13 protein-coding genes and 1 pseudogene are annotated in these 12070 nt (G+C 33.0%); 7 read left to right on the top strand and 7 right to left on the bottom strand.

The window, feature by feature from the left end:
- Window positions 1-14: 14 nt before the first annotated feature.
- Entirely contained in the window at window positions 15-1559 is a 1545-nt protein-coding gene (locus tag ACFVR2_RS16770) for an FAD-dependent oxidoreductase (RefSeq protein ID WP_387364013.1), read from the bottom strand.
- 173 nt (window positions 1560-1732) lie between these two features.
- Between ACFVR2_RS16770 and hpt the strand changes: the two genes are divergently transcribed.
- On the top strand, window positions 1733-2260 hold the full coding sequence (gene hpt, locus ACFVR2_RS16775) for a hypoxanthine phosphoribosyltransferase (RefSeq protein ID WP_387364016.1): 528 nt from the start codon (window positions 1733-1735) through the stop codon (window positions 2258-2260).
- 48 nt (window positions 2261-2308) lie between these two features.
- Here hpt and ACFVR2_RS16780 read toward each other — a convergent pair.
- A pseudogene (locus ACFVR2_RS16780) lies at window positions 2309-2725 on the bottom strand (NUDIX hydrolase).
- A 153-nt stretch (window positions 2726-2878) separates the two neighbouring features.
- On the opposite strand from ACFVR2_RS16780, the gene ACFVR2_RS16785 reads away from it, so the two are divergent.
- Window positions 2879-4141 carry a TolB family protein gene (locus ACFVR2_RS16785; protein WP_387364019.1) on the top strand — a complete coding sequence of 421 codons (1263 nt, stop codon included), beginning with the start codon at window positions 2879-2881 and terminating at the stop codon, window positions 4139-4141.
- A gap of 14 nt (window positions 4142-4155) precedes the next feature.
- Here the strand turns inward: ACFVR2_RS16785 and ACFVR2_RS16790 are convergent, their stop codons facing one another.
- A complete protein-coding gene (locus ACFVR2_RS16790; protein ID WP_387364022.1) occupies window positions 4156-4920 on the bottom strand; it encodes a 2-phosphosulfolactate phosphatase in 765 nt (254 codons plus the stop codon).
- Window positions 4921-5145: 225 nt separating this feature from the next.
- The gene (locus tag ACFVR2_RS16795; protein WP_387364025.1) at window positions 5146-5508 is read right to left on the bottom strand and encodes a VOC family protein; all 363 of its coding nucleotides are present in this window, start codon (window positions 5506-5508) and stop codon (window positions 5146-5148) included.
- 146 nt (window positions 5509-5654) lie between these two features.
- Here ACFVR2_RS16795 and ACFVR2_RS16800 point away from each other — a divergent pair, with 146 nt between their 5' ends.
- Window positions 5655-6143: a GNAT family N-acetyltransferase gene (locus tag ACFVR2_RS16800; protein ID WP_387364028.1), complete on the top strand. Its 489-nt coding sequence runs from the start codon at window positions 5655-5657 to the stop codon at window positions 6141-6143.
- A gap of 51 nt (window positions 6144-6194) precedes the next feature.
- On the opposite strand, the gene ACFVR2_RS16805 is transcribed toward ACFVR2_RS16800, so the two are convergent.
- From ACFVR2_RS16805 to ACFVR2_RS16815, 3 genes are all read right to left on the bottom strand, one after another.
- Complete coding sequence (locus ACFVR2_RS16805) at window positions 6195-7154, bottom strand: RtcB family protein (protein WP_483867306.1); 960 nt, start codon at window positions 7152-7154, stop codon at window positions 6195-6197.
- Window positions 7155-7435: 281 nt separating this feature from the next.
- Complete coding sequence (locus tag ACFVR2_RS16810) at window positions 7436-7654, bottom strand: RtcB family protein (RefSeq protein WP_056471883.1); 219 nt, start codon at window positions 7652-7654, stop codon at window positions 7436-7438.
- A gap of 125 nt (window positions 7655-7779) precedes the next feature.
- Window positions 7780-8232 (bottom strand): GNAT family N-acetyltransferase, encoded by a 453-nt coding sequence (locus ACFVR2_RS16815; protein ID WP_387364031.1) that lies wholly within the window; start codon window positions 8230-8232, stop codon window positions 7780-7782.
- Between the two features lie 267 nt (window positions 8233-8499).
- Here ACFVR2_RS16815 and ACFVR2_RS16820 point away from each other — a divergent pair, with 267 nt between their 5' ends.
- From ACFVR2_RS16820 to nadE, 4 genes are read left to right on the top strand one after another with little or no spacing between them, the layout of a single operon-like run.
- The gene (locus ACFVR2_RS16820; protein WP_387364034.1) at window positions 8500-9051 is read left to right on the top strand and encodes a cysteine hydrolase family protein; all 552 of its coding nucleotides are present in this window, start codon (window positions 8500-8502) and stop codon (window positions 9049-9051) included.
- Entirely contained in the window at window positions 9048-10517 is a 1470-nt protein-coding gene (locus ACFVR2_RS16825) for a nicotinate phosphoribosyltransferase (RefSeq protein ID WP_387364037.1), read from the top strand. Before ACFVR2_RS16820 ends, ACFVR2_RS16825 begins: the two co-directional genes overlap by 4 nt.
- Window positions 10510-11139, top strand: coding sequence for a nicotinate (nicotinamide) nucleotide adenylyltransferase (nadD, locus tag ACFVR2_RS16830; RefSeq protein WP_387364040.1), 630 nt, complete (start codon window positions 10510-10512; stop codon window positions 11137-11139). The genes ACFVR2_RS16825 and nadD overlap by 8 nt, the downstream gene beginning before the upstream one ends.
- On the top strand, window positions 11136-11957 hold the full coding sequence (nadE, locus tag ACFVR2_RS16835) for an ammonia-dependent NAD(+) synthetase (protein WP_387364043.1): 822 nt from the start codon (window positions 11136-11138) through the stop codon (window positions 11955-11957). The genes nadD and nadE overlap by 4 nt, the downstream gene beginning before the upstream one ends.
- Window positions 11958-12070: the final 113 nt, after the last annotated feature.

Below are 12070 nucleotides of genomic sequence, written 5' to 3' on the forward strand. Positions count from 1 at the left end.
CAAATATTTTAAAGTTATTGAACAAAAACTTGTTTTAAAGGTTGATCGGCTGGCCCTTCTAATACTTCACCATAAATTGAAAATCTTGAGCCATGGCAAGGACAATCCCATGATTTTTCACCATTATTCCACTCAACCTCACAACCTAAATGAGTACAAGTTGTGTCTACACAATGAACTTTACCATTTACATCTTTATATGCTCCAACTCTTTTCCCATCTAGTGTTACTACTGAGCCCTCATCATTGTATAACTCTTCTATTTTTCTAGAAACAGGTTCTAATTTCCCTTCAATTAAATGTTTAGCTACATCTATGTTTTGCATTAAGAAATGCTTGATACTAGGGTCTGCTTGAAATCTCGAAGGAGTGAATACATCAGCATCAACAGCTTCTTTTTCTAAAATTAAATTACTAATTAACTGGGCAGAGACTGTTCCAGTTGTCATACCCCATTTACGAAAACCTGTGGCAACATAAATGTTTTGATGTTTTGATGATGATGATAGTCTCCCAATGTATGGCATTTTATCTAAAGTGATTAAATCTTGGGCAGACCATCTGAATTTAACATCTTCAATTCCAAAGGTTTCTTCACCGAAGAGCTTTAAATTTTCATAAAAACTCATTGTACGAGTTTCTACACCAGTTTTATGACTTTCCCCACCAATTAGTACCAATTCTTCATTATTATATTTAAATGATCTTAGAGACCTTTTCGGATTTTCCGCACTTATGTACATGCCTCCTGGATATGCTGTTTTTACTTTTGCAGCTAGGGCATATGAACGATCAGCGTGTAATTTCGTAAAAAACATTTGATTCCCATCGTAGAAAGGAAAATGGGCTGCACTCACAACATGCTTACATTTAATTTTTCTTCCACTTTGAGTGACTACGACTGGACAGTTGCCTGTTTCAACATCAATGACAACAGTTTCTTCGTAAACCTTTAATCCATTTTCAATTGAGGCTTTTAATAAATGAATCAAATATTTTAATGGATGAAACTGGGCCTGATCCCTCATTGTAATCGAATATTTTGTATCAAAAGGTAATAATATTTTTACTGCTCCAAATGAGTCAATTCCTAACTTTTCATAAGCTTTCAATTCATTTTCTAGATTTCTTACATAATCATCTGAAGTCGTATAGATTGTTGCATCTTGGGTCTCATAATTACATTCTATTTGGTTATCATTCGTATATTTTCTAATAAAATCCATTGCATTTTTAGTAGAATGATAAAAGATTTTTGTCTTTTCTAATCCAAAATGTTGAATTAGCTCATCATAAACTAAATCATGCTGAGCTGTTACTTTTGCTGTCGTATGGCCAGTTGTTCCATTAATAATTTTATTCGCTTCAAGTAAAGCAACCTTCATTCCCGCTTGCGTTAAAAAATATGCGGTCGAAATTCCCGTTATTCCGGCACCTACAATTACTGCATCAAACTCTTCGCCATCGTTATATGGTTCAAAAGTAGGGATATTTAGTCCACTTCTCCATATTGGCTTTGAGTGCTTCGGCAAGCCATTATAATCAATCTTTTCATTCATCTTTGAATACCTCCATTTTTGTTATGTGGTTATTATTACCAAATTGATGGATGTTCATTAACCTAACTTTTCAATACTACAAATTAGTAAATATTGTTAAAATGGAGATAATGATGAATGCTCATCTAACAAAGTAAAAAAATAGTTAATAATTAGTAAAGAGGGTAATTTACATGGCTTATAGAATTAAAGACACATTAATTTCTGAAACTGATTTAAGAAATAGAGTAAAAGCACTTGCTGAACAAATTGAAAATGACTTTAATAACGAACCCCTTATCCTTGTAGTTGTATTAAAAGGATCTTTTGTATTTGCAGCTGATTTAGTTCGTGAAATGAAGAGTAATATTAATGTAGACTTTATTTCTGTCTCCAGCTATAGTAATCAAACTGAATCAACTGGAAAAGTCCGACTACTAAAGGATTTAGATGAGAATATCACGGATAAAAACGTAGTGGTAATTGAAGATATTATTGATAGTGGTCTAACATTGCACTTTTTACGTGATCATCTTCAAATGCATAAGCCAAAATCGATTAAGATTTGTACTTTATTAGATAAACCTGAAAGAAGAAAAATTGATCTACCGGTTGATTATGTAGGTTTTGTCATTCCAGATGAGTTCATCGTTGGTTATGGAATTGACTATGCACAGCAGTATCGAAATCTACCATATATCGCAACTGTAGAAGAATATTAATTTAAACAAAAACAGGCCGTTTGATTTCTTATCAAACGGCTTTTTAATTTATTCCTTGTTAACTTTTTTATTAATGAAGTCGATTAATAAGTTTCGATCCTCCGGATAACTAAGCTCTGATACAAGAATTTCCTCTGCTGATTTCCAAGTAATTTCATATATTAATTGATCAGGGTCTTGGATTTTAGCATAACCTCCAAAAATTCTAACCTCAAAATAATGTACTTCCACTTGAAAACCAAACTAGATCCCTTCTTTAATAAATAATTGCTTCATTACTTCAACTTCATATCCCGTTTCTTCGAGTACCTCTCTTTTACAACACTCATCAATCGATTCATTTTTTTCTAAACCGCCTGACGGAACAGCCTAAAGTTTTTTTTCATCAGGCTTGCCTTGAAGAAGCATTAAAATCTGCCCTTTACGATTGATACAAATACAAGCTGCCCCAATCCATTTCTCCATGAAAAGCCACCTCTTTTAGTTTCTTAATCTTAGCTATTCGATCATTTAATGGTTTATCCGGCCTGAAAATGATTGACTTTACAATATCGTCCTTTTGATATTTATATAATTTCTTGGGAAAAATAAATCAAAATAATTAAACGGGGTGAATTTATGAATCGCAAATTACTACTCTCTTTCTTGATCGTTGTTTGTTTAATTTTTCCGAACTTTAGTTACGCCGAAACTACTACTAACTCGTTAAAAATTGCGTTTATTCGCGATGGATTCGTTTGGATAAAATTAAATAATAAAGAGGAAAAAATAACAAAAGCAAAAGGGGTTTATTCGAATCAGCCCGAGTGGTCATTTGATGGAAATTATTTATTGTACCAAAAAGAAATACCTACTGGTCCTACAGCTTCTTATCCTACTCGTTCTGAAATATGGATTTATAATTTGAAAACAAAAAAAGAACAAAGGATTATTTCCGATGGTGAGAATCCTAAATGGTCCCCTACTAAAAATATTTTTGCGTTTCTAGATAGTGGAGTGTTGAATGTCTCTGATTTTAAAAATTTTTACAATATTGCACTAGGTGTGGATGATTATAATTGGATTCCAAATGGTAAAGGTTTTATAGCTTCATCAGCCGCATCGCTAAATCCGGACGGTTGGACAAATCCAGTTTTATATAAAATCACCTTACCAAAGGATTTAAAAAATATTACTAGCGTTACAAACAATGTAAAACAATTTTTTGTTGTTCCCAAAACCTTAACAAAAGGCAATACTTCCATTCCGTCCATAAATGCGTCAACATTTCAATTTTCGCCTGATCAAAAATGGATTTCTTTTATTGTTAACCCAACAGCTTCTTGGTCTATGGATAGTGACATGCTTTGTATCATTTCTTCAGATGGAAAGGTTTTTGAAGTTCAAGATGAAATTATTTTACATTTAGATAATCCAAAATGGGCTCAAACTAAAAATATATTAGGATACATTGCAGGTGGAGGCAGATTAGTTTTCGGATACAAAAATAAAAAGATGAATATTACTGAAATGCCAGCATTTACATCTACAAATTTAACGCCATTACATTATGCTGAATTAGGATTTACTTGGTGTGATGATACATCAATTGTTGTTTCAAGAGTAAAAGAAAGTGAGTGGTCAAATGATGAAAAGAAACGACCAAAACCATCATTAAATGTGATTAATCTTTCCACTCATAAACAATTAAAAATAACGAAACCACCAACTGGAAAGGGAGATTATAACCCAATCTACTCTAAGTCTTCCAATAAAATAACATGGACTAGAAAAGGCGAATTAGATGTTGTCGGTAATGTATGGATCGCCAATTTGGATGGTAGTAAACCTAAAATTTTATTAAAAAATGTTAGTGCATATTCTATTTTTGAGCGTAAATAAAGGATGAATTAGTTTCATCCTTTTTCTATTTCAAGACCATTAACGAAGCAATCATTTTGTAAAACTGGAACTACCTTAAACCGGTTTAATTGACTACAATGTGTAACATCATCTTCAAAGCCCTTCATTCTTAGCTCTCTTCCACTTCCACATTCCCAAATCAATTCTTTAATTTTATGTTTCGAGTGAAGAAACGCACCAATACAGACTTCCGCTTCAGGTGATTTTGTTCCTTCTAACTCTGCTAAAATTGCTCCTGCTCCTAAATAATCTTCAATTGAAGGTCGTAGTGCATCCTCATTTTCATGTAAATCATTCCAAACCTCACCGCACGGAATGACTGTTATATTAACATTTTTTTCGTTTTTTAGGCGATTAGCCAAACTTGCAGCCGAAGACGCATTAAGTAAAGAACCAATCAATAACGCTGGCACCTTTGAAGCGATCCATGAACAAAATGCCCCATTTAGTGAACATAAAACAAATTTATTATTGGCATGACGTTCATTAAATGAGACCGGTGAGAGAGTTGCTTTCCCTAAACTGGCCGCTTCATTTCTTCCTAAAATATACTCCGCTCCGATCTTTTTAGCATAAGCTTTGACATCTAAATTTGGTGGATATGGATAGACGATTGCGTTTTGAAATACTGCTGAAACAACAGTCGATGAAAAACTAAGAACATCAACAATAATTGTGATATCCCCGCGTTCCGCTGCTTCCCTAGCTCCTCTTTTTCCCCACTCTACACGGCATTCATAATTAGATTGATTGAACACTTTTCCACCCCTTTTTTAGTCTTTTAGAATCGTCATCCATAGAAAAAGCAATACTCTTTATAAGTATTGCATCAGTGTGTAGACAAAGTATAAGATTTTCAGACTGATTGCAAGTGTTAGGCGGGCAGTCTGAAACGGTTAACGATATGTAACTTCTGTAAACCCTAAACTATTTTTTGTTGTCTTTATCGGCTTATTAGGATATCATAACTTCCTTATTTTAATTTATTCAGGAAAAGAGCACACCCCTAAACGATTTCCTTCTAAATCTTTAAATTCAAACCATTTAAACGTTTCATCTTCATTCAATTGTTCTAATTCTACATCGTGTTCTTTTAAATGATTATAAGCTTGTTCGATATTTGGAGTATAAAAATTAAAACTCATATGTGTATTTGGATTTTCTACTTGATTTGTTTTTCTCACTAGCGTTAATGCTGTTTCCCCAATATTTAATGCAGCATATCCATTCATCGGATCGTTCCATCTAATCGTAAAACCCAGTACCGAGCAATACCAATCTACTGCTTTCTCAAAATCAGTTACTTGCAGAAAAACTGTATCAATTCTTTTAAAATGCTCTGACATAGCTAAGTCCTCCTTTTTTACTACTTACTATTTATTCAACATTTGTAATCTATTTCCTTTTATAATTTCATGCTAAAAATAAAGGGATTTCATTATAAATAGTCAATTATTTATAACTATTGAAACTAGATATTGGAGGAGAAATTTTGATTAAAATCGTTAAGGTAAAAAAAGAAGAGGAATCAAAATTACACAATTTAATGCAATTTTATATTTATGAATTTATTAAATATCTTCCTGAAATTAAACTCGGGGAAAACGGATCTTTTCATAAGTTTAATTTGGAAAAATACTGGCGGGAACTAGATTATCAGGCTTTTTTTGTGTTGTATAAAGAAGAATTAATCGGTTTCGCTTTAATTGAAACTTCATCAGAATCCACTCCAAATTGTATAGAAGAGTTTTTTATAATTGAAAAATATAAAGGGCATGGTTTTGGCAAAAAAGTAGCAATAGAACTTTTCAATAAATTCCCTGGAAAATGGAGTATTTCACAGATTGAAAAAAATGAACCTGCCCGAGCTTTTTGGAGAAATGTAATTCAATATTATACAAATGGCAACTTTACTGAAAGAGTTGATGAGAATAAAAAGACCATTCAAGAGTTTGATACGTATGAAATTATAGAAAATTAATTTAAAACAAAGCTACCGTATAGGTGGCTTTGTTTTGTAATATAGTTAGAATTAATTTGCTTTGAAATTATAAAGTGGTTTAATAACTTTAATAACTTCGATTGAATCCTTAGTATTTTCAATAATTTCTTTCATTTCCTTATAAGCCATTGGACTTTCGTCAAGCGTACTCTCTAAAACTGAAGTACTCCAAACATCCTTCATTGTTTTCTTAAACTCATCAAGTGAAAGAGTTGCCTTTGCCTTTGTACGACTGAGAATTCGACCTGCACCATGAGGGGCCGAGTAATTCCAATCTGGATTTCCTTTTCCGATTGCAATCAAACTACCATCTCGCATGTTAATCGGAATCAATACTTTCTCACCTTTCTGAGCGGAAATTGCCCCTTTACGAAGAATCATATTTTCGATATCAATATAATTATGAACAGTTGTAAATTGTTCAACCACTGTTAACTCCATATTCTTTACGATTTCATCCATCATTGCCTTCCTGTTCCATAAAGCATATTCTTGGGCAATAGCCATATCGTGCATATATCGATCAAACCATACTCCTTCTAAATACGCTAGATCCTTTGGAATATATTGCGAAGGAAGGTTTTTTAATGCAGCTTCAATTTCTTTTTCACGGCCTTCATCCCTTAATTGTTGAATGACTTTTGAACGATTTTCGGACTGGCTCTTTAATAATTCATACGCCTTTTTCTGATAAAATTCCGCTACAACTTTACCTAAATTTCGGCTTCCGGAATGTATAACAAAATAAATATTTCCGTCCTCATCAGAATTGCACTCAATAAAATGATTTCCACCACCAAGTGACCCTAAGCTAAGCTTTGTTCTTGTTTCATTTAATTCCTTAAAGCAGTAAAGCTGTGAAAAATCAATTTTCTTCACAAAATCATGCTTATTATTTCGAATTGAAAACCCTGATGGTACATGTTTACGAATGACAGCATCTAGTTTTTTAAAATCGATATCTTTTTGTGAAACTCTTATTGTTTCCATTCCGCAACCTATATCGTACTTTAACCTCTAATTTCTTAGAGAGTGGACTATACCTTCTCTACAGTCAGCGGAGTATGCAGCTCCTTATGTAGGCTCGCCGTGTTAATTATTCCATTCGAGATTAGGAAGTAGAATAATTCTGCACAATCGTCTGCTAACAACGTGCAAGTCTCTGAACCATTTGACTATGTCACCATAACCTCTGGCTGCTGATTGCCCTCGACTAGATTTTACGTTAGGGTTTCCAGCAATTGAGCGAGTTTTTTAACGTTGGAGCCGTTTTAGTTAACCCCAACGAGATTTGGAACGATTTTATCTTGAATCGTCATTGTCGTTCCAATCGTGCATCCCTTACCTGCATGAGTATCAGGCATAATTCTAATTTTAGAACTTTTCACGAACTCTTGATTACATAGTTCAATAATTTGTCCAATTGCTCCTTGTTCCACATTATCTGTAAATATTTTAGCTTCATTAAATGAGCCTTTAACTGTAAGCATCATCTTCTCCTTCAAGTTAGTTTTATTTTAAAGCCTGACTTTATTAAACTATTTCAAAGCATTTGATAATAGTTCTTTTTTGACGAAGATTTTCATCAATTTTATTTACTACGATTATTTGAAGATTACCTTAAATTTTCTAAATTTAATGAATACGAAAGAAATTCTTTATCAACTTGATAGCCATTTTTTTCGTATAATGCTTGTGCCGATTTATTATCAATCGCAGTTTGTAAATCCAATGCTTTTGCGTTCGATTCGATTGCAAATTTCTTTGCTGCATTTAACAGCATTTGAGCTACTCCTTTTTGCCTTGCCGTTTCGGTTACATATAAGTCATTTAAAATCCATAACTTTTTCATTGATACCGAAGAAAATGACGGATATAACTGAGTAAATCCTAGAGATTGATTTTCTTCTTTCACAAGAAAAATAACAGAATCTTTGTTATTGATTCTTTCCGTAATAAAATCAATTGCTCCATTTAAATTACTTTCTTGTTTATAAAACATTCTGTACTGATCAAATAAATTTGCTACTTCTGAAATATGCTCTGATTTTGCACGAACTACTTCCATCATGTCACCTCTTCTAACTGTTAATTAATCTATTAGTTAGTTCGGTACTTTTCATTTATTTCCTCTAATCACTGCGAAGGTTACACAGCCTACAATAAATAGTAATTTTTAATTGTAAAGTTAATAATATAAAAATGATCTGCTAATTTTCCAAAATTTAGGTTTTCATATGAATTAACTTATAATAATATTGAAGATGAAAAACTAATTTAATTTTTTCTATTATGTGAAAAAATTAACATTCTTGTTATTTGGGGTGATTAATAAATGGATAAAAAAGCGCTCATTATTATTGATTATACGAATGACTTTGTAGCAGATGCTGGTTCATTAACTTGTGGTAAACCTGCACAAGTTATTGAGCAAAGTATTCTTCAATTAACTAAAAATTTCATAGAAAATCAAGATTATGTTGTATTTGCAGTAGACGTACATGATGAGAATGATCCGTTTCATCCCGAAACAAAATTATTTCCACCTCATAATATTAGACATACTAAAGGAAGAGATTTATATGGTGGATTAATGGACTTATACAATTCATCAAAAGGCAATTCAACTGTTCAATGGCTCGATAAAACTCGTTACTCCGCTTTTGCCAGAACAGACCTTGAGATAAAACTAAATGAAAGAGGCATAAACGAACTTCATTTAATAGGAGTTTGCACTGATATTTGTGTATTACATACCGCGGTCGATGCTTATAATAAGGGTTATAAAATAGTCATTCACCAGCAGGCAGTTGCAAGCTTCAATGCAGCCGGACATGAATGGGCTTTAAGTCATTTCAAAAATACTTTAGGGGCGGAAATAAGATGAATTACACCTTTCAAGATGATAGCTTTGCACTTCATACAGACCTTTATCAAATTAATATGGCAGAAACTTATTGGGGAGACAATATTCACAATAAAAATGCCATTTTTGAACTTTATTTTCGTAAACTCCCATTTGGAAATGGATATGCAATCTTTGCAGGTTTAGAAAAAATAATCAGTTATCTGCAGAACTTTAAATTTAGTAGTTCAGATCTTGACTATTTAAAAGAAGAACTAGGATATAAAGATGAATTTATTCAATTTCTGTCTAATGTAAAATTCACAGGTTCAATTAGAGCAATTCAAGAAGGTGAATTAGTATTTGGCAATGAGCCAATTTTAAGGATTGAGGCCCCGCTAGTAGAGGCACAATTAATTGAAACTGCCTTATTAAACATTGTCAATTATCAAACATTAATCGCTACGAAAGCTTCACGAATTAAACATATCGTTGGTAATGATACGCTAATGGAATTTGGAACAAGACGTGCTCAGGAATTTGATGCTGCTATTTGGGGAGCAAGAGCCGCTTATATTGGTGGATTTCATGCGACTAGTAATGTTCGTGCTGGTAAATTATTTAACATTCCTGTTTCAGGTACACATGCTCATGCGCTCGTGCAAGCATATCGAGATGAATACATAGCTTTCAAAAAATACGCAGATTGTCATTTTAACTGTACATTCCTAGTTGATACATACGATACACTAAAAAGTGGAGTGCCTAATGCGATTAAAGTCGCAAAAGAACTAGGTGATAAAATTAACTTTGCAGCAATCCGACTTGATAGTGGTGACTTAGCCTATTTATCGAAAGAAGCTAGAAAAATGCTCGATGAAGCTGGTTTCGTAAATACGAAAATTGTTGCTTCGAATGATTTAGATGAATATACAATTTTAAATTTAAAATCGCAAGGAGCAAAAATTGATTCTTGGGGAATCGGAACAAAGCTCATTACAGCATATGATCAACCGGCTCTAGGAGCTGTTTATAAATTAGTAAGTATTGAAGATGAAAATGGGAATATGATCGATACAATAAAAATTTCTCAAAACCCTGAAAAAGTAACAACTCCTGGACTAAAGAAATTGTATCGAATTATTAATACAGTTAACCATCACGCTGAGGCTGATTATATTGCTCTTGAAGATGAAGATCCAGGATCTGAAGAAAAAATAAAGTTATTCCATCCGATCCATCCATATATCAGTAAGTTTGTAACTAATTTTGAAGCTAGAGAACTTCATCACCAAATCTTTACTAAAGGTGAATTAGTCTACAAAGTGCCTGCAATTAAAGACATACAGGATTTTGCTGAAAACAACTTAAGTGTACTTTGGGAAGAATACAAACGTGCATTAAACCCTGAAGAATATCCAGTAGACTTAAGTCAAAAATGTTGGGATAACAAAATGGAAAAAATAGCAGAAGCTAGAAAGAAAACAGAGGAAATGAAAAATGGCTAAAATTGGGATTTACGGCAGTTCGTTTGATCCGATTACAAACGTTCATTTATGGACTGCAAGTACGATTGCTCATCGTTGTCAATTAGACAAAGTTATCTTTTTACCATGCTCTTCAAAAAGAAGAGATAAACAATTACATAATACTGATGAACATCGTTGGAATATGTTAAAGTTGGCAATTCAAAACAACTCAAAGTTTATTGCAGACGATTATGAAATGAGTAAAGAGGCTTGGGAAGTTTTCACTTACTATACAATGAACCATTTTAAAGCTACATATAGTGAAGATGAAGTTTATTTCATAATGGGAGCTGATCTCCTAGAAGATATTGCAGAAGGAAAATGGAAATACGGTGATCAATTAGTTTCCGAAAATAAATTCATTGTAATGGCCCGTGATGGAATTGATATGTTAAAAACCATCTCTCGTTCTCCACTATTACGAAACAATGATAATGGTTCAAGATTTCATCTAATTGATAAAGGATTAGCGATGGAAATTAGTTCTACATATATCCGAGAAGAGTTTGCTAAAGGCGGAGAGCCAAGATATTTATTACCTGAGGATTGCTACGCTTATATTAAAAAATACAATCTGTATCAAAAGGAGAATGAAGATTGAACAGTTTACAAAAAGAAATCGTCGAAGAAATGAAAGTAAAGCCAGTTATCAATCCTAAAGAGGAAGTAAGAATAAGTGTTGATTTCCTAAAAAACTATCTTAAAAAACATCCCTTTTTAAATGGTTATGTATTAGGCATTTCAGGTGGCCAAGATTCAACTTTAACTGGTAAACTTGCACAAATGGCAATAGATGAACTAAATAGTGAGCAATCAGAAAAAATATATCTATTTATCGCAATTCGTTTACCATATGGCGTTCAAATGGACGAAGAGGACTGCCAGGAAGCATTAAATTTTATCCAACCAACTAAGACCTACACAGTGAATATTAAAGCTGCTGTAGATGCTAGTGTTAAAACATTAAAAGATATTGGCGTTGACCTTACTGATTTTGCAAAAGGTAATGAAAAGGCTCGTGAAAGAATGAAAGCTCAATATAGCATTGCTGCTATGAATGGATGTGTTGTCTTAGGCACTGACCATTCCGCTGAGGCTGTTACTGGTTTTTATACTAAATATGGCGATGGTGGTTCAGACCTATGTCCGATCTTCCGTCTAAATAAACGCCAAGGAAAGATGCTGCTAAAAGAATTAAATTGCCCACCAAAGCTATATGAAAAAGTTCCGACTGCTGACCTTGAAGAGGATCGTCCACAATTAGCAGATGAAGTCGCTCTTGGTGTTACATACGATGACATCGATGATTATTTAGAAGGTAAAGAAATTAATGGTGACTCTCAAGCAAAAATCGAATCATGGTTTAATAAATCTAGACATAAAAGACAAATGCCTTACACTGTATTTGATAAATTTTAATACAATTCAAACTGCCCGAAAGTGCTCGCTTCACTCAGTCTGAAATCAGGCATTTAGAACTTTATCAATACAACACAAAAGCTACCTATTTTGGTAGCTTTTTCACTTTTGTG

Origin of the sequence: Gottfriedia sp. NPDC057991, assembly GCF_042886615.1 — a bacterium.
In the GTDB taxonomy this organism is placed as follows: Bacteria; Bacillota; Bacilli; order Bacillales; family Bacillaceae_G; genus Gottfriedia.

What these genes read in the sequence shown, in the direction of transcription:
- ACFVR2_RS16805 (WP_483867306.1), bottom strand. Translation starts at nt 7,154, where the DNA reads ATGGAAACAATAAGAGTTTCACAAAAAGATATCGATTTTAAAAAACTA.
- ACFVR2_RS16795 (WP_387364025.1), bottom strand. Translation starts at nt 5,508, where the DNA reads ATGTCAGAGCATTTTAAAAGAATTGATACAGTTTTTCTGCAAGTAACT.
- ACFVR2_RS16810 (WP_056471883.1), bottom strand. Translation starts at nt 7,654, where the DNA reads ATGCTTACAGTTAAAGGCTCATTTAATGAAGCTAAAATATTTACAGAT.
- ACFVR2_RS16815 (WP_387364031.1), bottom strand. Translation starts at nt 8,232, where the DNA reads ATGGAAGTAGTTCGTGCAAAATCAGAGCATATTTCAGAAGTAGCAAAT.
- ACFVR2_RS16770 (WP_387364013.1), bottom strand. Translation starts at nt 1,559, where the DNA reads ATGAATGAAAAGATTGATTATAATGGCTTGCCGAAGCACTCAAAGCCA.
- ACFVR2_RS16820 (WP_387364034.1), top strand. Translation starts at nt 8,500, where the DNA reads ATGGATAAAAAAGCGCTCATTATTATTGATTATACGAATGACTTTGTA.
- ACFVR2_RS16825 (WP_387364037.1), top strand. Translation starts at nt 9,048, where the DNA reads ATGAATTACACCTTTCAAGATGATAGCTTTGCACTTCATACAGACCTT.
- hpt (WP_387364016.1), top strand. Translation starts at nt 1,733, where the DNA reads ATGGCTTATAGAATTAAAGACACATTAATTTCTGAAACTGATTTAAGA.
- ACFVR2_RS16785 (WP_387364019.1), top strand. Translation starts at nt 2,879, where the DNA reads ATGAATCGCAAATTACTACTCTCTTTCTTGATCGTTGTTTGTTTAATT.
- nadD (WP_387364040.1), top strand. Translation starts at nt 10,510, where the DNA reads ATGGCTAAAATTGGGATTTACGGCAGTTCGTTTGATCCGATTACAAAC.